Source organism: Cupriavidus sp. CP313 (assembly GCF_054072015.1).
Genome location: NZ_JBSVZB010000025.1, coordinates 98932 through 119255, shown reverse-complemented (window position 1 = coordinate 119255; position 20324 = coordinate 98932). Strand labels below are relative to the sequence as shown.

At 65.3% G+C, this 20324-nt stretch carries 18 protein-coding genes and 3 pseudogenes; 9 read left to right on the top strand and 12 right to left on the bottom strand.

Going from position 1 to position 20324, the window contains the following annotated elements:
* Positions 1-111: 111 nt before the first annotated feature.
* Positions 112-1147 (bottom strand): IS630 family transposase gene (locus ACW4E8_RS28910; protein WP_456807635.1). Its coding sequence is split into 2 segments (ribosomal slippage): positions 112-744 and positions 746-1147, totalling 1035 coding nucleotides; the frame shifts between segments, so codons are not numbered across the junction.
* A gap of 448 nt (positions 1148-1595) precedes the next feature.
* Here ACW4E8_RS28910 and ACW4E8_RS28905 point away from each other — a divergent pair.
* From ACW4E8_RS28905 to ACW4E8_RS28885, 5 genes and pseudogenes are all read left to right on the top strand, one after another.
* Positions 1596-2442 (top strand): annotated as a pseudogene (locus ACW4E8_RS28905) (IS4 family transposase); the annotation flags it as partial.
* Between the two features lie 124 nt (positions 2443-2566).
* Entirely contained in the window at positions 2567-3886 is a 1320-nt protein-coding gene (locus ACW4E8_RS28900) for an ATP-grasp domain-containing protein (RefSeq protein WP_456807634.1), read from the top strand.
* Positions 3887-3967: 81 nt separating this feature from the next.
* A complete protein-coding gene (locus ACW4E8_RS28895; protein WP_456807633.1) occupies positions 3968-4603 on the top strand; it encodes a metallophosphoesterase family protein in 636 nt (211 codons plus the stop codon).
* A gap of 832 nt (positions 4604-5435) precedes the next feature.
* Positions 5436-6536: a reverse transcriptase domain-containing protein gene (locus ACW4E8_RS28890; protein WP_456807632.1), complete on the top strand. Its 1101-nt coding sequence runs from the start codon at positions 5436-5438 to the stop codon at positions 6534-6536.
* Between the two features lie 82 nt (positions 6537-6618).
* A pseudogene (locus tag ACW4E8_RS28885) lies at positions 6619-7608 on the top strand (IS4 family transposase); the annotation flags it as partial.
* Positions 7609-8266: 658 nt separating this feature from the next.
* Here the strand turns inward: ACW4E8_RS28885 and ACW4E8_RS28880 are convergent.
* The 4 genes from ACW4E8_RS28880 to ACW4E8_RS28865 form a co-directional block, all read right to left on the bottom strand.
* Positions 8267-9193 carry a glycosyltransferase family 2 protein gene (locus ACW4E8_RS28880; protein ID WP_456807631.1) on the bottom strand — a complete coding sequence of 309 codons (927 nt, stop codon included), beginning with the start codon at positions 9191-9193 and terminating at the stop codon, positions 8267-8269.
* A gap of 77 nt (positions 9194-9270) precedes the next feature.
* On the bottom strand, positions 9271-10227 hold the full coding sequence (locus ACW4E8_RS28875) for a response regulator transcription factor (RefSeq protein WP_456807630.1): 957 nt from the start codon (positions 10225-10227) through the stop codon (positions 9271-9273).
* A gap of 698 nt (positions 10228-10925) precedes the next feature.
* A complete protein-coding gene (locus tag ACW4E8_RS28870; protein WP_456807629.1) occupies positions 10926-11243 on the bottom strand; it encodes a hypothetical protein in 318 nt (105 codons plus the stop codon).
* 39 nt (positions 11244-11282) lie between these two features.
* On the bottom strand, positions 11283-11405 hold the full coding sequence (locus ACW4E8_RS28865) for a hypothetical protein (RefSeq protein WP_013951761.1): 123 nt from the start codon (positions 11403-11405) through the stop codon (positions 11283-11285).
* Between the two features lie 497 nt (positions 11406-11902).
* Between ACW4E8_RS28865 and ACW4E8_RS28860 the strand changes: the two genes are divergently transcribed.
* Together ACW4E8_RS28860 and cynS are read left to right on the top strand one after the other, a co-directional pair.
* A complete protein-coding gene (locus ACW4E8_RS28860) occupies positions 11903-12040 on the top strand; it encodes a hypothetical protein (protein ID WP_456807628.1) in 138 nt (45 codons plus the stop codon).
* 88 nt (positions 12041-12128) lie between these two features.
* Positions 12129-12572 (top strand): cyanase, encoded by a 444-nt coding sequence (gene cynS / locus ACW4E8_RS28855; protein ID WP_456807627.1) that lies wholly within the window; start codon positions 12129-12131, stop codon positions 12570-12572.
* Here cynS and ACW4E8_RS28850 read toward each other — a convergent pair.
* Together ACW4E8_RS28850 and ACW4E8_RS28845 are read right to left on the bottom strand one after the other, a co-directional pair.
* Complete coding sequence (locus ACW4E8_RS28850; RefSeq protein WP_456807626.1) at positions 12566-13819, bottom strand: cyanate transporter; 1254 nt, start codon at positions 13817-13819, stop codon at positions 12566-12568. The genes cynS and ACW4E8_RS28850 overlap by 7 nt on opposite strands.
* Complete coding sequence (locus tag ACW4E8_RS28845; protein WP_456807625.1) at positions 13812-14270, bottom strand: nucleoside deaminase; 459 nt, start codon at positions 14268-14270, stop codon at positions 13812-13814. Before ACW4E8_RS28845 ends, ACW4E8_RS28850 begins: the two co-directional genes overlap by 8 nt.
* Positions 14271-14447: 177 nt before the next feature.
* On the opposite strand from ACW4E8_RS28845, the gene ACW4E8_RS28840 reads away from it, so the two are divergent.
* Positions 14448-15350 carry a LysR family transcriptional regulator gene (locus tag ACW4E8_RS28840; RefSeq protein ID WP_456807624.1) on the top strand — a complete coding sequence of 301 codons (903 nt, stop codon included), beginning with the start codon at positions 14448-14450 and terminating at the stop codon, positions 15348-15350.
* Here ACW4E8_RS28840 and ACW4E8_RS28835 read toward each other — a convergent pair.
* Positions 15329-15517 (bottom strand): hypothetical protein, encoded by a 189-nt coding sequence (locus ACW4E8_RS28835; RefSeq protein ID WP_035819233.1) that lies wholly within the window; start codon positions 15515-15517, stop codon positions 15329-15331. The genes ACW4E8_RS28840 and ACW4E8_RS28835 overlap by 22 nt on opposite strands.
* A gap of 295 nt (positions 15518-15812) precedes the next feature.
* Between ACW4E8_RS28835 and ACW4E8_RS28830 the strand changes: the two genes are divergently transcribed.
* On the top strand, positions 15813-16508 hold the full coding sequence (locus ACW4E8_RS28830; protein WP_456807623.1) for a phosphoribosyltransferase: 696 nt from the start codon (positions 15813-15815) through the stop codon (positions 16506-16508).
* A 26-nt stretch (positions 16509-16534) separates the two neighbouring features.
* On the opposite strand, the pseudogene ACW4E8_RS28825 reads toward ACW4E8_RS28830, so the two are convergent.
* The 4 genes and pseudogenes from ACW4E8_RS28825 to ACW4E8_RS28810 form a co-directional block, all read right to left on the bottom strand.
* Positions 16535-17044: pseudogene (locus tag ACW4E8_RS28825) on the bottom strand (LeuD/DmdB family oxidoreductase small subunit); the annotation flags it as partial.
* Between the two features lie 46 nt (positions 17045-17090).
* Entirely contained in the window at positions 17091-18377 is a 1287-nt protein-coding gene (locus ACW4E8_RS28820; RefSeq protein WP_456807622.1) for a 3-isopropylmalate dehydratase large subunit, read from the bottom strand.
* Entirely contained in the window at positions 18374-19414 is a 1041-nt protein-coding gene (locus tag ACW4E8_RS28815; protein WP_456807621.1) for a tripartite tricarboxylate transporter substrate binding protein, read from the bottom strand. The genes ACW4E8_RS28820 and ACW4E8_RS28815 overlap by 4 nt, the downstream gene beginning before the upstream one ends.
* Before the next feature lie 110 nt (positions 19415-19524).
* On the bottom strand, positions 19525-20310 hold the full coding sequence (locus ACW4E8_RS28810; protein WP_456807620.1) for a GntR family transcriptional regulator: 786 nt from the start codon (positions 20308-20310) through the stop codon (positions 19525-19527).
* Positions 20311-20324 lie beyond the last annotated feature (14 nt).

The following is a 20324-nucleotide window of genomic DNA, read 5'->3' as shown; positions in this document are numbered from 1 at the left end:
CGCCGCCCTGCTTGCGCAAAAAACTGCGCAAGCAGGGCGGCGGCCGCTCAAATCTCCTCACGTGTCAAGACCATTGCGTTGATCAATCGCGGCCTTCTTTGCGCTGCTTACTCATAAGTCAGAAATATACGAGACAGATGGATGCTTGAAGAACGAGCGCACGAGTTTCGGGTTGCGTCCAATCTGAGTGAGCTGTTCATGAATTTTCGGCCCCAGTTCTTCTCCCTTTCGCAAGGGGCTTCTGGCAACTCCAGTACGCTTGACGTGACTCCACACCAGTTCGTCCGGATTGAGGTCCGGTGCGTAGCCTGGCAGGAAGTGCAGCGTCAGTTTCCCGTTGGTGCTGGCAACGTAGTCCTTGACGACGGACTTCTTGTGAGCGGGCAGTCCGTCGATGACAAGATGTACCAGCTTCCTTCGTTTGAACATCAACTTCTTGAGCAGCGTCACGAACAATTCGCCACTGAGCGCACCTTTGTACGTTGCAAACCAGAAGGCCCCTTTGGCGTTGACCGCAGATGCCGCGCTCATGCCTTGCCGCTGCCCAGGCCGCTCGACAACAGGCGTTTCGCCGCGCTTTGCCCAAGTCCTTCCTTGCACCGAGTCTGCCCGGAACCCGGACTCGTCCCAGAAGAAGATATCGGCGCTTTCTTCGCGAGCCTGCTTGGCAATGGCCGGATAGGTTTCGTGCTTCCAGCGATCGATTGCTTCCGGATTGCGCTGGTAGGCACGTTCCAACGATTTTTTGCGGCGTCAGATTCAGGCGAGCGAGCATCGTGCCGATCGACGCCAGGCTGAGCGTGACGGCAAATTCTCGCTGCAACAGATCACGAACCAGGTTGCGCGTCCACAACCCAAAGTCGAATCCATACTGCATCGGGTTCTTGCCATTGATCCAGCGAAACACCTGCAACTCCTGCGCGGGCGTCAGCTTGCGCGGCCGACCTGTGCCCTTGCGCGAGCGCAACACCCGCACACCTCGACCACGTCCCCGCGCCTGTGCCCGCATCCTGTAAGCCCACGAACGATGCATGCCAAACGACGCCGCAACGTCATCAGGATGGTCTCCCTCGGCCATGCGTTGGACCGCGAGGATGCGCATCTCCTCCAGCGTGTTGTGAGCCAATGTTCTTCCGTCTCGTTTCATGCAGCATGAGACACGCCGCCAAAATCAAGGTTCCAACTCTGTCGCTTAAATTACTGACTTATGAGTAACTGATCTGTCGGTGAACTCACGTGTCGACGCTATCGAAAAGATCGACTGGTACGCGATGCGCTGGAAAATAGAGACGTTTCACAAGAACCTGAAGTCCGGCTGCAAGGCTGAAGAGTCGCAGTTGCGTACAGCCAGCCGGTTGACCAACCTGATCGCTATCTTCTGTATCCTTGCCTGGCGAGTATTCTGGCTGACTGAGATCAATCGATCTGCACCAGAGGCCCCACCGGGGGTGGCGCTTACCGAAACCGAGGTTACGCTTCTTGATCAGCTCATCAAAGATACGGCACGCACCGCACAGGCGCCTGCCCTGTCACGCAGCCTCATCAAGCTCGCACAACTGGGCGGCTATCTCGCACGCGCCAACGATCCACCACCGAGTCTGCGCTGGATCGAGGGCTACGAGCGCATCGCTGAGATTGCGTCGCGCCTGCCGCATACACGTCTGGTGTATGTGGCGGACCGGGAGGCCGATATCCTGTCCTTGATGCGACGCGCTCACGAGTTGGGCACGCCGGCGCATTGGATGATCCGTGCTCAGCACGACCGTAGTTTGGCTGGGGGTGAGAAGCTCTGGCAGACGGTGGCAGCCGGCGCGGTCGTGGGCGAGATCCAATTCACCATGGCCGCTCGCCACGGACAGAAGGCGCGACTGGTGAAGCAGGAAATCCGTGCACAGCGCGTGGACCTGCCAGCGGGCAAGGCTGGTGCGATCAGCGTGACCTGTCTGATGGCCCGGGAAGTCGACGCGCCCAAAGGCGTCAAGCCGGTGGAGTGGCGCTTGCTGAGCAATCGGGAGGCAATGGAGTTGCCGCAGTGACTGGTACCGGGCGCGCTGGGAAGTCGAAGTCTTCTTCCATGTGCTCAAGAATGGCTGCCGGATTGAAGCCCTGCAACTGTCGGCCATTGATCGACTGGAGCGTGTGCTGGCTCTGTTCATGATCGTGGCCTGGCGCATCGCGCACCTGATGCGGCTTGGCAGGACCTGCCCGGATCTGGATGCCGCGTTGTTCTTCGATCCGGACGAAATCCGCGGTGCCTATCTACTGACGAAAACGCGCGTCCCTGATCGGCCCCCACGGCTTAACGAGGTATTGCGCCTGATTGCGCGACTCGGTGGCTTCTTGGGCCGCAAAGGTGATGGCGAGCCAGGTGCCAAGGCTATCTGGACCGGGCTGCAGCAAGTGATGATCGCCGCTCAGACTTTGCAGGCGCTTCGCGATTGAAGGCCTGACGTTCTGTTCTGTATAAGGAGATGGCCATACATGGGCCACGGCAACGGAAAGCACCGGAGGCATAGTCGCAAGCAACATTGCCGCGAAGCTCAGCAGCATTCGCGCCGGTGAGGCAATGGCAAATGCGGCAGAAGCGCGGGCCATAACGGCGTCACTTGAGGTGCGGCAGGTCAATGATGTCCAGATCGGGTGCCACCACGACTCACCCGTTAGTGCGGTTCCGAACGGAGTTGCCGACACGGTCGGCGTACTTTGGGATCCTGTATCTCCACCGCCCTGCCAACGCCAGCCCATGTCATCACGCGTGCGGCAGATCGACCAGGTGGCCAGGCATCCTGCATCACTTCCAGTTATGAACAACCAGACGGTGCAACTGCGGCCGATATCCCCAGCGGAAGGGCATACTCCCATGAACACAAAGTCGCTCTCTATTGCCGTCACTGGGCTTGGCGGTGGCGTTGGCCAAAGTATTGTAAAGGCGCTGTACGACACCGACTACCGGATTGTCGGCGTCGATGGAGGGGCGCTGGGTGCCGGTTTGTATGCTGTCCCGGCTGCCTATATCGTGCCGTATGCCAAAGACCCCAACTTCATTGATCGGCTGCTTGACATATGCGAGAAAGAAAAGTGCGCGCTTCTGTTCCCTGGATCTGATCCGGAGTTGTCCCTTCTTGCCCGTAACGTTCAGCGTTTTGCCGATATCGGAACCCGGGTGATTGTCAGTAGTCCGAGGACTGTAGAAATTGCAGATGACAAGTTCCTTACGTTCACCATATTGCGCGAACTTGGCGTTTCCGTTCCCTATACAGTCGATCTCACAAATTACGCGTCGGGCAGCAGCCTGCCGATGCCATTGCCCTTTATCTTGAAACCCAAGGTCAATGGCTCGCGTTCGAAGGATGTTTTTTTGATAAAAGAAGATAAGACCTTCAGAATGCTTGAGAATGATCCTTCCGTGCAGATTAATCGATTCGTGGCCCAGGCGTACATCGAGGGCGATGAATATACCTGCGGCACCGTGTCGGTGGAGGGGGGGCATGTCGGGACTATCATAATGCGCCGTATTTTGCGAAATGGCGATACCTACAAATGCTTTTCAGTAAATTCCCCGCGGATCGAGGAGGAGGTTGCCAAGGTGGTCGCAGGTGTCAAACCAGTGGGCGCTCTCAACGTACAACTCCGAATGAAGGATGGAGTCCCTTATGTATTTGAGTTTAACGCACGTTGCTCGGGCACAACGGCCGCACGCGCTCTCGCTGGCTTTAATGAGCCGAAAATGATTGCAGATTTTTATCTAAAAGGCATCGAGCCCGCATTCGAAATTAAAGAGTTGTCCATTCTTCGCTACTGGAAAGAGCTTGTCGTCGCGAATTCCGCGATTAAAGAGATGTGTGAGCAAGGGTACCTGAAATCGGCTCGTCCCGCTGATTTATGAGGATCTATGAGTGCGCTCGCAGATTGGTAAATTCGTGTGCAAAAGAGTGCGACCCACCCCACCCAGGCTTAGTACTCCATCGTGAGAACCATCATTTTTAGCGATATACATGGCAACCTGCCGGCACTGGAAAAGATGCTGGCCGATGCCGGCCACGCCGACAGGTACATATGCCTAGGTGATATAGTGAACTATGGGCCGTGGAGCAATGAATGCGTTGACCTTGTTTTCTCTCTGCCAAATTGCAGTGTCATTGAGGGAAATCATGAAGCCTATTTCAATAATAACGACTACGTCAGCCCCAATATCTCAAAGAGATTCTTTGATTTTTGTCGACCCAATTTTGATCGATGCGAGAAGATTGCAGAATTACCGAAAAAATTAGAATGGGAAGGCTATACGTTTACTCACACCATCGAAAACAGGAGGATCTACCCGGACACCAAGCTTTCTCTCGACGCAAACCACATGATTGGTCACTCTCATCATCAGTTTAAAACAGAAAATGGCGGCTTTACTCTTTACAACAGCGGTAGTGTGGGGCAGAACAGGTTGCACATTAATATCATCAATTATCTAGTATTTTACGCCGACGAACATCAGGTAGAGATGAGGTCGGTCGCATATGACGAGATGCTTGTTATCAATGAAATGCGACAGCGAGGATATCCTCGCGAATGTATTGATTACTACAACAACAAACAGCGCCTGAATTGATGCTCATCATTCTTAGCAAGCTGCTGCTGAAATACACCCGGCGCAAGCGCGAGTTTTTTCCCGGTTGGGTGGCTGGTAGCTGAATTCATTTCACATCCTGGAATTTCGGTGCCACATCACCGGTTTTTTCGGTAGCTTGGCGCCCGAATTTGTCTGGATTCTGCTGCGCCACCGCGTTCTTGCAGATACCGCAGCCTGCCTTTCACTCAATACCTTGTCACGTCTGGCTTGGCTCGGGCGGTCTGCGTCTGGCGAATGAAAGCGGGTATTGCAGGATGCGTCGAACCAGATATATGCAGTAAGAGATCTCACCGAGAAATACCAGGGGAGCGCAGGAGAAAGCGCGGGTCAGTCCATCCTTCTCATAGGACAGAGCGAGAAGCAGGGAAACGGAACTGGTCCCAACGGCGACGAGCGCAGCCATGGCCGGCCCGGCAACGGCGGAAATCCGAACGCTATTGTTCCTGGGCGGAAGTGCTCGCAGGCTTGTCAATGGCTTGAATTGACCCATTCGGTGCTCCTGATCGCACGAACAGTTATCCAATATCGATGATGGCAACCATGAGGTGGCACTGCGTATCGATCCTTCCGTGAGCGAAGCTCAAGGCAGTGCTGTCACTCAAACGGCGCGGCTACCGGCCGCGTCCGCTGAGGCGTCCCCAAGGCCGACGGGAAAAAGATGCGGCCGCTGGGAATTCCGTGCATGGTTGACAGGGCATGGCAGGCGCTACATCTGCTTGCTATGGAACCCATCGCGGAAACGACGGCGGACCGGAATTGATATGGATTCAGGTCTGCCCGGTCCACGCACGACGCGATCGAGCAGTGTTTCGTGGTACTCGCAAACGCTGATCGGGCGAAGTGGATCCTGGAGGCCGATATCCGCAGCTGCTTTGACGAAATCTCGCACGATTGGCTTGTCGCCAACGTCCCTACGGACAAGGCGATATTGCAAAGATGGTTGAAGGCTGGCTACCTTCATAACCATGTCTTTCATTCAACGGAGGCTGGTACCCCGCAAGGCGGTATCGTGTCTCCCACGTTGATGAACCTGACGCTCGACGGGCTGGAGCGAACGCTGCAGGCGAAATTTTACCGGCACGGTCGCAATGTGTCGAAAATCAACATCATTCGGTACGCAGACGACTTTGTCATAACCGGCGCAACTCGTGAAGTGCTGGTCGATGAAGTCCGTCCTGTGGTTGAGCAGTTTCTGGCGGAACGGGGGTTGTCGCTATCTTCAGAGAAGACCCGGGTCACGCATATCGAAGATGGGTTCGACTTCCTCGGCATGAACGTGCGCAAATATGGCGGCAAGCTGCTGATCAAGCCAGCCATAACGAGCGTTCAGCGCTTTCTGCGCAAGTATTACCGGCACGTCGTCTCAAAACGTATCTTTAGCAAGGTCAGTCAAGCGATCTGGCTATGTCTATGGCGCTGGGCAAGGCGCCGGCATCCGAACAAAGGCGCACACTGGGTGCGACAGAAGTACTTCCGCACTGTCGGCGCCCGGCACTGGGTCTTTGGTACGGAGACTGGCAAAAAGCTCAGCACAGGAAAGCCTGAACTCCTGACGCTGTACGACATCGCTAGCACGCCGATCCGGCGGCACTGCAGAATCAAGGTCGCCGCCAACCCCTTCGACCCGCAGTGGGAAAGTTACTTCGAGGAGCGGTTAGGTCTCACGATGCTTGACTCACTCAAGGGGAGAATACGGCTGATCCGGCTGTGGCTGAATCAGGAGCGGGCGTGTCCCGTTTGTCGCCAGATGATCACGAAATCCAGTGGATGGCGTCTCTTCCGCCTGGAGCGCGAGATCGATGGGGGCACGGACGCGAGCCGAAATCTGGTGATGCTGCACCCGGACTGCCACAGGGTCGCGCGTGGTCGACGAGTCTCAGTGGTGAAACCGGCTCCGGCAGCGGGGCTTTGAAAGGCTTGAGCGAAATGCGGGGAAACTCGCACGTTTCGTTCTTAGGGGAGGACACGGCGGTAACGCTGTGTCCTTACCCGACCCGACCTACGCCGTCACGCCGCAACGCGAGCCGCTTGGCGTGCTGGACGCATGGATGTGGGCGCGCGAGAAGCGGGACAAATTCGGCAAGCGCGGCGGGCCCAAGGAAAGCCTGCGTTGGATCGAAGGTTACGAGCGCATCGCCGAAATGGCCGCGGAGTTGCCCGGCACGCGCCTGGTCTATGTCGCCGACCGCGAAGCCGACCTGATGGCGTTGCTGCTGCGTGCGCAAGAACTCGACACGCCTGCTGACTGGCTGATACATGCTGCGCACAATCGTTGCCTGCCGGACGGCGAGAAGCTGTGGCAGCGTACTGGCAGTGGCAAGCCCGTTGGCGAGATTGCTTTCACGATGGGATCGAGGCACGGCGTGAAGGCGCGCACCGCGCGTCAGCAACTCTGGGTGCAGCGGGTCGAGCTGCCGGCAGGCAAAGGCAAGACAGTTGCGGCGACGAGCATCATCGCGCGTGAGTTTGATGCGCCGGCCGGCGTCAAGCCAGTTGAGTGGCGCCTGCTGACCAATCGTGTCGCGGGCAGTCTGGACGAGGCCCTCGAACTCATCGACCGGTACCGGGCGCGTTGGGAAATCGAGTTGCTGTTCAACATCTTGAAGAACGCCTGCCGCGTCGAAGCGCTCCAGTTGTCGGCGATTGAACGCCTTGAGCGCGCCTTGGCGATGTTCATGGTCGTCGCCTGGCGTATAGCGCATCTGATGCGCCTCGGACGCACTTGCCCCGATCTGGACGCTGAGTTGTTCTTCGACCCGGATGAAATACGCGGCGCCTACCTTTTGACCAGTGTCAAGCAGCCGGCCAAGCCAACTCTGAACGAGGTGCTTCGCCTGATTGCACGCCTTGGCGGGTTCCTTGGCCGCAAGAGCGATGGCGAGCCCGGCGTGAAGACGATTTGGCTTGGCCTCAAAGAAGTTCATGTCGCTGCGAAGACACTGCGAGGATTACGAGCCGCCGACGACGGTGACAATTGTGTATAACCGCATGGTCTCAATGCCCTAAGCTTTTGTCCCTGCCTAACCGAGCGTCCGTCGGAAAGCATTGCGGTCTGGCAAATTGCACGGCGCGGGCGCCAGGGGGCGACTGGCTGTCATGCCGTTGGCCGCCGCCGCTTCATACAGCACCGTGTGCCGTGTGAATCCGCTTCCCTAAAAGGCTATCGTGTTTACGTGGTCTGAGGCAATCGGGCTACGTGTGCTGCCGAACGTGGATTGCAGGCGAATGAGAGCGCGCAGAAACGGGTACGCTGCCGTCGCCGAGATCCTGCGGCGTTATCGATGGCGACGTGGGAAGCGCAGGCGCGACGAGAGCACTGAGGGAGGAGGTTAGCGCAACACCGCGTGCGTGGACGCGCCGGGGCAGTTGTGGCCGATGCACCCCCACTTGTGCAAGGGGCCGTATCGGGCTGGCACCTGCCGTGCCCGGGCAGAACGCCGCGCCGGCCGTTTGGCAGGCGGCTGACCGCCTCGCGCCGTGCGGGGTTGCCGCCGCAGAAGCGCACGCTGCGTGTCGTGCACTCGTCTACGCTGAACCATTCCAGCGCGGCGTTGGCCGCCTCACCCCTCGAGTAGGTGCGTCGCCGCACACGCGTGGGCGGGCAGCGCAGAAATGGGTACGCTCCCCGGGCCTGTGCGCTTGTCAGTCGCGCGGCAGCGGTGCGCTAAGACCGGCGGCACCCTGGCGCCCGGCTGGTCGCGGGCCGCGCAGCAGCTGCCACAGGCAAGTCGCGGTGTCATAGAAGGTGCCGGCGCCGCGCAGGCCGGCTGCGCGCAGATGGTGCGCAAGGTCGTGCGGCAGGGCCAACAGCAGGAACATTGCCGTCTTCAGCGGGTGCTGCGGGCCATGGTCATAGCGCCGGCAGGCCACATACAGCCGTGAGGCGTCGCTGGCGGGGCACGGCCGGTCGGCCGACACCGACGGCAAGCGCTGGTTGACTGCGCTCGGGACCATCTCGATGCGGTAGCCGAATTCCTGCACCGCGCGGCCGGCCAGTTCCAGATCGTCGTAGCCGACGGCAAGGTGCTCGTCGAACGACAGGTTCTCGAACAGCTCGCGCGGGAACACCGCGCTGTGCAACAGCACCGAGCACAGGCGCTCGCCGCGGCGGTAGTCCAGCGTCGGGTGGCCCAGGAACGCCGGCTTGCGCGGAACGCCGCGCCGCCCCTGGCAGACCTCGGTCCCGGTCAGGATGAGCGGCGTCGCGCAGCCGGCAGTGGCCCGCCGGAGATGGTCGTCGGCAACGGACTCGGTCATCTGCTGCAGGAAGGTTGCGCCCAGCAGCGTCTGGTCATCCATGAATAGTACGTGCGAGCCGGTGGCCGCGCGCAGGGCGCGGTTGCGGTTGGCGGCCCTGGAGCGGCGCGGGCCTTCCAGGTAGGTGATGTCCGGATAGTCCCGGCGCATCATCTCGCGCGTGTCGTAGCCGCTGCTGTCGTCGGTGATGATGAGCTGGTGCGCCGGCATGGTGGAATCAGCGACCGATTGCAGCGTGTGCCGCAGCTGCTCGGGATGGTCGCACGTGGAGATGCACACCGAAACGGTGGGCAGGAAAGAGCTTGCCGGCATGGTGACCCCTCCAATGTTCGGCAGTGGCAGACACCTGCGCCGGCCCGTCTGATGCGGGCGCGGCGCAGGGTCCTGAATTACAGCACCGGGCTGGCGGCCTGGAACGCGGCGTCGCTGGTGCGGGATGCAACCACCGGGCGCGCGGTGCTGCCGCGCGTGAAGCGTTCATCGCCGCTGACCCACTCGAGCGTCGCGCCACGTTGCAGGGCGGCATAGACGGCCTCGCCCTTGTTGCGTACCTTCAGGCGCTGGTACAGCGTGCAGGCGTGACTCTTGACCGTGGCCACCGAGATATTGAGCATGCGGCTGACGGTCTTGATCGGGTAGCCGCGTGCCAGCAGCACCAGCACCTCGTACTGGCGCGGCGTGATCTTCAGCATTTCGGCTTCGTCGTAGCTGGGCTCTTCCTCGACCAGCGGCGCTGCGCTGGTGGCAGCCGGGGCCGACAGCGGCTGCCCCGGCCGCAGGCAGGTGAGGTCGCGCACCGCCACGGTGGTGCGTGCGGCACCAGGCGTGCCGGCGCATGCCACCAGCGACAGTTGCTCGCCTGTGAGCGCGTGCGCAGTGCTCAGCGGCAGCGGCGCGGCCGAGGCCAGCGACTGCACCGCCGGCATGGCCGAGCGCGACGCCGACGGCATGGAGCCGGTCTCGGCCGAGAACAGCAGCCCCTGCACGCCTGACACTGCCAGCCGGATGGCCGCCTCGATCACCGCCAGCGAAGCGGATTTCGGCAGGCAGCCGCATACGCCGCGTGCGCTGTCCGCGTTGGGCACATGCAACGGCAATATGTCTGCCAGGATCAGGATGCGCTGTGGCGACAGCGCTTCGCGGGCCTGTTCGAGCTGCGGCCAGCCAGACCCCACATCGGCGGGCATGCCGAATACCAGCAGGTCTGCATTGTGGTGCCGGGTGTCCAGCCTGGCGATGTCCGCGGGCGCAATGGCGGCAACCTGGGCGGACCCCTGGATGTTCTCAAGCATCTGCAACAGCCCGAGCCGGAGCAGTGGATGCTCCTCGATCAGCAACGCATTCATTGTCTTCACTCCCCGTTACTCGGGAGCGGACTGCGGGGCGCTTTGCGTATGGAGGGGCATTGCAGGACAGCAGTCACCCGCGGCGACTGGCTGCTTGTCTGACCCCCATGCTTCCATGCTCCCGCAGTCCCGTTCTTCTGGATGGAACTTGTCGGCGGCTGGAAGGTTGACCCGAACCCGAACCCGAAAGATTCTCGCTCCTAAATCGGCTTAAATTCATCTTATGGGCTGATTGAATGGAATGCAAGCAGGCTGGTTTGGGACGAGTAGGGGTGGGAATGAAAGGACATACATAATCCTTTCAAAAATCACCCAAACGCGCCGGTCCAGGTTCCGCAAACGCCGCGCTGATGCGGGGTCCAAGAGGTTTCATGGATGTGACATCCGAATTTAATTTGGTTGCAGCATTGAAACAGATAGCATTATCGGCACCCCCTGGAAGTAGTGTTCTTAACCCCATCGTGGGGTATCGGTAATATATCTGCGGCCGATTGCTCCAATCATGAAACGCCGGTTTCATATGTGTTTTTGAAATAGGCCTGCCTGATTTTCAGGCAGGTCGGGCGCATGGCCTAGTGCTTCTGGATGAGAGGCGTCTCCCACCTCGGGATGAGCCCTGCGGCGCCGGCTGCACCGGCCTGCACCGGGCTTGCCACCGCCTGCCGGGAGGGCAGGCGGCAGGTCCGCCCGCGGAGGCGTCAGCGGGCCCAGTGGCCGGGGCGCATGACCCAGCCGTGCGGGCCGCGCACCCAGCGCTCGGGCACATAACGGTAGCCTGCACGCTGCGCCTTCCAGTCGCCGCCGCGCCAGTCGTAGCGCCCGCCGGTGGCGGCCCAGTGGCCCGGCACCCAGACCTGGCCGCGGCGCGCGGCGGGGTGCGGCTCATAGCGCGGCGGCGGGGGCGGATGGCCATAGCCGTGGGCGACCACCACCGGATGGGCCTCGGCGGGGGCGGTCAGTCCGAAGGCGCCGCCCGTGGCGAGGACGGCTGCGGCAAGCAGGAGCTGGCGTTTCATGTGGATTCTCCTTGGGGCGGTTGGAAGCGGTTGGATCGATCAATAGCGGTCGTAGTGGTGGTAGCGCGGCGGCGGGCCGCCGCGCGGTGGCACTACGATGCAGGCGGACAGCAGGGCGGCCGTGGTGGACAGCAGCACTACCAGCGAGAGGGCGCGTTTCATATTGGCTCCTGGCGGGTTCGCGTTGGACACGGCTTCAATGTAGCGAGCCGGCCCCGCACCGCGTGCTTGCACTTGTAAGGCTGTCTCACATGGGGTTGTCCTGCTGGCACAGGCCTGCGCCGGGCGCGCGGCATCCCGGAAGCCCTTGCGTATCAAGGCGTTGCGCGCATGGCGGCAGGCCCATGGCGTGGTGTGCGTGCGCCGGGTCGGAGGTAATGTGACGTTACACCGGAAATAATTCTCGCAAGGCAACAGGCCCCGGCGCGGGCGCTGCACCCTTTGTGGGCGGCTTGGCCGGGCACGCAGAAACGGGTACGCCGCGACGGTGCGCGATGCCTCGGCATGGCCCGGCGGGGGGCGCACTGGCAGCGTCACGGCGCCATCATGGTGCCGTCACGGGCCTTCAGGCGCGCAATTCTGTGGGGCGGAAATGGCATGAAGCTTGCGCCATGGGCTATACCAGTCGGAAGTGGCCTCGTGTGCTTGAAGGAGGCGTCATGCCGGTCATGCTCATCGTGCTTGCCCTGCAATGGCTGCAGGGTCTGTCGCCGCCCGCCGCGGCGTTGTTTGCGCTGCCGCAGGAGATGGCGCCCGCGGATGCCGCGGCCATCGTCGATACGGCCCTGACACGCTGACATGGGCTGACGCCGGGGTGGTATGACCACCCTGCCGCCGTGGCAGTCCGAGTGGTTCCATCCAACCTACCACTGTCATGGAGTCAGCATGAACCGCAGCGACGTCACCGACCTCATCATTGAAGCCAAGGTCACCCGCGGCATTACCTGGGCGCAGGTGGCCGAACGCGTCGGCCGCAGCAAGGAATGGACAACCGCGGCGTGCCTGGGCCAGATGGCATTCGACGCCGCCGGCGCGCGCGCGGTGGTGGAGGTGTTCGGGCTGCCGCCCGAGGCCGAGCCCTGGCTGCGCGAGGTGCCGTACAAGGGCTCGCTGCCGACGCAGGTGCCGGCCGATCCGCTGATCTACCGCTTCTACGAACTCATCAGCGTGTACGGCACCACGTTCAAGGCGCTGATCCATGAAGAGTTTGGCGACGGCATCATGAGCGCGATCGACTTCCGCATGGACCTGCAGCGCGAGCCCGATCCCAACGGGGACCGGGTGCGCATCGAGATGTCGGGCAAGTTCCTGCCCTACAAGACTTACTGAGGCGCGACTGCGCGCACGGGCGGCAGCGCAAGGGACACGCCATAGCGCGCCGGGTCCAGGCGCATGGTCAGCACGCCCACCAGCGCGGCGCAGGCCAGGTGGTACCACCAGCCGGCGGCGAAGTCGCCGGTGCGTTCGTGCAGCATGGCGGTGATCCAGGGCGCCAGCGACGCCAGCAGGAAGCCGCCGCCCTGCATCAGGGCGCTCAGCGCGCCGGCGCTGTCGGGGTCCGGCAGGTGGTCCAGCGCCACCACCAGGTACAAGGCAAAGCAGCCACCCAGGCCGGCGCCGCCGATCACGGCCCACGCGTGCGGCGCGGCATCGGGCCACAGCGCCAGTCCGCCGAAGCCCGCCACCTGCATGGCCAGCGCCAGCGCCATCCAGGCGCGGCGGTCCAGGGTGCGCGCGGCCAGCACCGGCAGCAGCAGCGCCGCGGCGGCCTGCGCCACCGCCATCAGCGCCACCAGCGACCCGCTGGCCGAAGCGCTCCAGCCGTGGTCCTGGTAGAACGGCGCGAGCCACGCCACCAGCGACGCATAGCCGCCGTTCATCACGCCAAAGCAGGCCATCAGCAGCCAGGTGCGCGGACGCCGCAACAGCGCGCGCGTTGCCCCCGCCGGGCGGCTTGCCGGCACCCCGGGGCCGCGCGCCGCGGCGCGCGGCAGCGCCACCCAGGCCAGCGCCAATGCTGCCAGCGCAGGCACGGCCCACAGCGCCAGCGCATCGCGCCAGCTGCCGGCCAGCGCCGTCACGTAGGGCGACAGCTGCGCGCCGAGCGCGCCGCCGCCCATCAGCGCGGCGGAGTACAGCCCCATCACCGGCGCCACGCGCCCCGGGAATTCCTGCTTGACCAGGCCCGGGCAGGCGGCCTGCACCACGGCCACGCCCAGCCCGCACAGCGCGGCCGAGGCGATCAGCCAGGTGCCGTCCGCCACGCCCAGCCGCAGCGCGCAGCCGGCGCCCAGCAAGGCCAGCGCGCCCAGCACCGCGGTGCGCGCACCCAGCCGCTCGCGGATGGCCGGCCCGAAGAACGCGCCCACGCCCATCAGCAGCATTGGCAGCAAGGTCAGCCAGGCCATGCCCTGGTAGCTGAGGCCGGTGCCGGTGCGGATGGCCGGGGCCAGCGGCCCCACCGCGGTCAGGAACGGCCGCAGGTTCAGGCCGATGCCGGCAACCGCGGCCAGCACCAGCCAGCGCGGGGTGGTGCTGGCCGCACTGCCGGTGGCGCCGCGCACACCCTCAGCCACGGGGCGTGCGCGGGCCGTAGAGCTGCGCGGCAGAGAGATCGACCGGCACCCGCGTGAGCGGCAGCGGCGGCGGGTTCAGCGACAGGCGCAGCGCCTGGTAGGCGGCCTCGCTCGACATGCCATAGGGCGCGGCATCGTGGTTGTCGAAGGCGTAGTACACCGCCTGCACGCCGGCCATGGTCATCGCCGCCAGGCACATTGGGCAGGGGTGCCCGCTGGCGTAGACCACGCTGCCGCGCAGGTCGGGGCGGCCCAGCTTGCGCGCGGCGGCGCGCACCGCCTCCATCTCGGCATGGGTGGTGGGGTCGTGGCTGTGGACGATGTCGTTGACGCCGGTGGCGACGGCCTCGCCATCGAGCACCAGCACGGCGCCGAAGGGGCGCGCGCCACGGTCACGGTTGGCCGCGGCAAGGCGAACCGCCTCGCGCATGAATTCCTGGTGAGTGGTCATGGTTGGCAAAAAAGTGAGTGCATGCTCGCGAGCAGGGCGGCATGGGTCTTTGAGGGGCGTTCCCGGCGGCTGTAGGGCGCGGGCCGGGGCAGCGTGCCAACTGTACGCCGGGGCTTGGTAATTGGGAAATTAAATGATGAAATCGCCGGCAGTGGAAAAACCAATGGATAACCGGCCATGCAGGACCCTCGCCTCGATCCCGTGCTGCTGCAGAGCTTTGTCGCCGTGGCGGAAAGCGGCAGTTTTACCCGCGCCGCGCAGCGCGTGCACCTGACCCAGTCAACGGTCAGCCAGCAGGTGCGCCGGCTGGAAGACCAGCTCGGCTGCGTGCTGCTGGACCGCGGCGGCCGCTATGTCACCACCACGCCCGAGGGCGAGCGCCTGCTGGGCTACGCGCGCCGCCTGCAGCAGCTGATGGCCGAGGCGGTGGGGCAGCTGCGCCAGAGCGCCGGCCAGGGCGAGATCCGTATCGGCGTGCCCGAGGACTTTGCCGCGCGGCCGCTGACGCCGGTGCTGGCCGGGTTTGCCGATGACTGGCCGGGCATGCGGCTGGAGGTGACCAGCGGCATGAGCCATGAGCTGTGGCAGCGTTTCCAGGACCGGGAACTGGACCTGGTGCTGGTCAAGCAGCGGGTCGGCCAAGCGCCGGGGCTGGCCAGCTGGCCCGAGCCCCTGTGCTGGATCGACAGCCGCAGCCGTCCGGCGGTGGCGCGCGACCCGGTGCCGCTGGTGGCGTTTCCGGTGGGCGGGCTGTACCGCGGCGAGATGACGCATGCGCTCGACGCCGGCGGACGGCGCTGGCGTGTGGCCTTTGTCAGTGCCAGCCTGGCCAGTATCCTGGCCGCGGTGGCCGACGGCCTGGGCGTGACGCTGCTGCCGCGGCGCCTGGCCACGGCCCAGCACCAGGTGCTGGAGGACGACGGCTGGCCCGCCGCGGTGCCCGACGTCGAGCTCAGCCTGCACGCGCAGCCGGACCTGCCGGCCGCGGCGCGCGACATGGCAGCGCGGCTGGCCGCGCTATGCGAGACCGTGATGGGGCCGGGCGAGCCGCCCGCGGATCAGCCGAAGAACTCGTTGTAGTAGCGGGTGCAGGTGCCGGCCGGGCGGAAGGTGTATGGCAGCTCGGCCATTGCCGCGGCTTCCAGCGAGCCGAACGGGATGTCGGGCGCGGCCAGGGGGCCGGCTTCGGGGGCGGATTGGTGGTCGGGGCGCGCAAGCTGGGCGCGGGTGTTGGATGGCGAAGTCATGTCAGGCTCATTCTCAAGGGCCGGGCACTGCACCCGGCAACTGCGGATCGGCGTTGTCAACGCGTGCAGCCATCCTAATGCTGCAGCGCGGCGCAGTCAGCCACCCCAGCCTGAACACACTGTTGCGCAATCGCGCCCAATCGAGGCGACTTGCCCGGTGTTGCCCGCGCCTGGGTGCCGCCGGCGACTTGCGCCAACGCCGTCCGCGGCAGGGTCTATATTGGCTGAGGGTTGCCTGCGCCGCTTGCCTTGCGGACAGCGCGGCCTGAGTGCCGCCTACTTTCCGGAGCGTGCCATGTCGTTGCCACCATGCTTTGCCGATCGCCGCGAGGCTGGCCTGTACCTGGGCCGCCGCCTGGCCGAGCTGGGTTTCAGCGCCGCACAGCTGGGCCAGCCCGCGCTGGTGCTGGCGCTGCCGCGCGGCGGGGTGCCGGTGGCGTTCGAGGTGGTGCGCGCGCTCGACGCGCAGCTGGACGTGCTGCTGGTGCGCAAGATCGGCGCTGCCGGCTATCCCGAGCTGGCGCTGGGCGCGGTGGTAGAGGGCGATGCCGGCGGCGGCGGCCCGCACACGGTGGTCAATGACGATCCTTGGGCGCGCCGCGCCGTGGAAAGCGGCAGCTTCGATGCCGAGCGCGGCCGCCAGCTCGACGAGATCGCGCGGCGCCAGCAGCGCTATCGCGGCGGTGCGCCGGTGCCGGCGTGCGCCGGGCGCACGGTGATCGTGGTCGATGACGGCGTGGCCACCGGCGCCACCATGCGCGCCGCGCTTGAAGGCGTGCGCATGGCCGGGGCGGCGCGTGTGGTGGCGGCCACGCCGGTGGGGTCGGAGGAGGGGCTGGCCAGCCTGTCGGCCGCGGCCGACGAGGTGATCTGCCTGAACACGCCACCCAGTTTCGGCGCGGTTGGCGCCTTCTACCTGGATTTCTCCCAGACCAGCGACGAAGAGGCGCTGGCCCTGCTGCGCGCGGCGGCGGCGCCGCCGCCGCGCTGAGGTTCGCTCAGCCCTTGTCCCGCCTGGCCCTTGCCCAGGCGTGCCTTCAGGTGCGGCACCAGCCCGCCGGCGGCCAGGATCGCGCGCAGGAAGTCGGGGATGGGCTCGCACGCGACCAGGCTGCCGTCGTCCAGGCGCAGCTGTGCCGTCGCCAGGTCCAGCACCGTGTGCGCGCCGTCGGCCAGGCGGCTGGTGTCGGCGCAGACCAGCACCGGCAGGCCCAGGTTGATGGCATTGCGATAGAACAGCCCGCCGAAGGACTGCGCCACCACGGCGCCCACGCCCAGCTCGCGCAGCGCCTGCGGCGCCTGCTCGCGCGAGGAGCCGATGCCGAAGTTAGCGCCCGCCACCAGCACGTCGCCGGGGCGCACGCTGCCGGGGAACTCCGGGCGCAGCGAGGCCAGGCAATGCCGGGCCAGCACCGGCAAGGGCGATTTCATCAGCACGGCTGGCGCCATGGCATCGGTGTCGACGTTGTCGCCGAAGCGCCAGAGGCGGCCGGCTGCGGCGGGGGCGGGGGCGGAAGGGGAAGTCATGCAAACAGTCTGGCCCGCCAGGCGGGCAATAGTCTGGCCCGCGGCGCTAGGCCAGCAGGGTGCGCGGATCGGTGATGCGGCCGGTGACGGCGCTGGCAGCCACGGTCATCGGCGAGCCCAGCCACACCGCGCTGCCGGCGTCGCCCATGCGGCCGGAGAAGTTGCGCGCCGTCGACGCAATCGCGCGGCTGCCCGCCGGGAAGCGCGCCGCGCCATAGCCGGCGCAGGCGCCGCAGGCGTTGGGCAGCAGCGTGGCGCCGGCGTCGGTCAGGATGCCAAGCGTGCCCTCCTGCTCGGCCAGCAGCTGGTCGCGGCGCGAGGCCGGCGCCACCTGCAGCGTCACGCCCGCTGCCACGTGGCGCCCGCGCAGCACGCGCGCGGCCATGCGCAGGTCTTCCAGCTTGGCGCCGGTGCAGGCACCCAGGTAGGCGATCTGCACGGGCTCGCCGGCGGCCTGCCCAACCGGCGCGCTGTTGGCCGGAGAGTGCGGCGCCGCCACCTGCGGCACCAGTGTCGCGGCGTCGAAGCGGTGGGTGGCCAGCACCGGCGCATCGGGGTTGGTGCACCAGTGGGCGAGGTCGATCGCGGCCAGCGTCTGCGCCGGCACGCCGGCCTCGGCCAGCCAGCCGAGCGTGACCGCGTCGGGCGCCACCAGGCCGGTCTGCGCGCCCAGCTCGGCGCTCATATTGGCCAGCGTCATGCGCTCCTGCATCGGCAGCGCGGCGACGGCGCTGCCGGTGTACTCCAGCGCCTCATAGCGGCCACCGCCCATGCCGAGCGTGGCACACAGGAACAGCATCATGTCCTTGGCGCAGACGCCCGGTGCAAGCTGGCCGTCCCATTGCAGCCGGATGGTATGGGGCACGCGCAGCCAGATCTCGCCGGTGGCCAGCACGCCGGCCATCTCGGTCGCGCCCACGCCGAACATATAGGCGCCGAAGGCGCCGCCGGTGGGGCTGTGGCTGTCGCCGCCGACAATCAGGCGGCCCGGCAGCACATGGCCGCGCTCGGGCAGCACCACATGGCAGATGCCTTCGGCGTCGATGAAGTGGGCGCCGGACTGGCGCGTCCAGTCGCGCGTGAAGCGCAGGATCGACTCGGCCTGGGCATCGCCGCCCGGCACGAAATGGTCGGTCACCACCACGTAGCGCGACGGGTCCCAGACCCCGGTGCCAAGCTCTTCCAATAGCGGCGCCACGCGGCGCGGGCCGCTGGAGTCGTGCGACATCGCCAGGTCGACCCGGCAGATCACCACCGTGCCGATCTCCGCATGCGCCAGCCCGGCGGCGCGCGCCACCAGCTTCTGCGCCAGCGTGGCGGGGGTGTGGCTCATTCCGGCGAGGCTCCCGAATACTTGACCACGGCGGCCCAGCGCCTGACGTCCTGCTTCACGAACGCGGCGAAGGCGTCGGGCGGCGTGCCCATCGGCTGCGCGCCGTCGTTCTCCAGGCGTTTGCGCACGGCGGGCGTTTCCAGCCCCTTGCGCGCGGCCTGGTACAGCGCCTGCGTGACTTCGTGCGGCATGCCGGCCGGACCGAACAGGCCGAACCATGCGCTCGACTCGAACCCCTTCACGGTGGCGCCGATCGGCGCCGCGCCCGGGAACTGCGGCAGCGGCGCGGGGCTGGTCACGCCCAGCACCTTGAGCTTGCCCGCGCGCACATGCGGCAGCACGTTGATGGTGCTGGCGAACATCAGGTCGCACTGGCCCGCCAGCACGTCGGTCAGCGCGGGCGAGGTGCCCTTGTACGGAATGTTGACGATGTAGGTGCCGGTCATCATCTTGAACATGTCGCCGGCCATGTGCAGCGACGAGCCCACCGAGCCGATGGCAAAGTTCAGCTTGCCCGGTTCGGAACGCGCCAGGCGGATCAGCTCGGGCACATTGCTGGCCGACAGCTTTGGCGTGGCCACCAGCACGCTCGGCACGGTGGCCACCAGCGTGATCGGGGTGAAGTCCTGCACCGGGTCGAACGGCAGCTTCTTGTACAGCGTGGCGTTGATGGTGTGGCTGGTGAAGCTCATCAGCAGCGTGCTGCCGTCCGGCGCGCTCTTGGCGACCAGGTCGGCGGCGATATTGCCGCCGGCGCCGGGGCGGTTCTCGACCACCACCGGCTGGCCGAGCTCCTGGGACATTTCCTGGGCGATGGTGCGTGCCAGCGTGTCGGTGGTGCCGCCGGCGGGCGCACCCACCAGGATCCGGATCGGCTTGCCGCCGGCCACCTGGGGTTGCCCCTGGGCGGCGGCGGACAGCGGCAGGGCCAGCGCGCACGCGGCCAGGCTGGCCATGGCCAGGCGCTGCACCGCGGCGCGGCGGGGGATCGAAGGTAAACGGGTCGGGCTGGACGGGACCAGGCGGAACACTGGCATGGCGACGGCTCCTCGCTTGATGTGATCAGAGATGCGCAGTATCGCCCGGAACGTTACGTGGCGCATCCCTGGCAGCGCCGCCTGCGGGAAGTTGGCGGCGGTCCGCGGGGTCAGTCGCGCAGGCCCGGGCGGGACTCGCTTTCCACCCAGACGTTGGCGCTGTCCACGCCGGCCGGCGACAACTCCATGCGGTACTCATAGCGGTCCGGGCGGTACTGGCCGAGCAGCAGCTGCACCGGGCGCCCGGCCTCGTCCTTGACCACGCGGCGCACCGCCAGCAGCGCGCCGCCTACCGGCACGTCCAGCAGCGGCGCCACCACCACGTCGGCCAGGCGCGCGGACAGCACCTGGCTGGCACGGCCCAGCTTTACGCCGCCGGCCTCCAGCAGCCGCAGCACCGGCCGCTCTTCCAGGGACTGGCGCGTGATCGGCCGGCCCAGGTCGGCGGGCAGGTAGACCGTGATATGCGACAGCGGGCGGTTGCGGTAGTGGCGCACGCGCACGATCTTCACCACCGGATCGCCCGGCTCGATCTGCAGCGATTCGGCCACGTCGGGCGTGGCATGGACTTCGTCGATCGAGATCACCTTCACCGACGTCTTCTGGCCCATGTCGATGATGTTGTCGAGCAGGCTGGTGCCGCGTTCCTCGCCGGCAACCGCCGCCGGACGCACCGGATGCGGATTGACGAAGGTGCCAAGCCCGCGGTGGCGGCGCACCAGGCCCTCTTGCACCAAGCGGTCGAACACGCGCCGCATGGTCACGCGCGAGGCGTGGAACTGCTTGGCCAGGTCGATCTCGCCCGGCAAGGGGCCCTGGCCGAAGCGGCCTTCCACGATCTGCTGGCGCAATACCACGTAAATCTGGTGATACAGGGGAACGACGGCTTCACTCATGGTTTCCCTTGTGG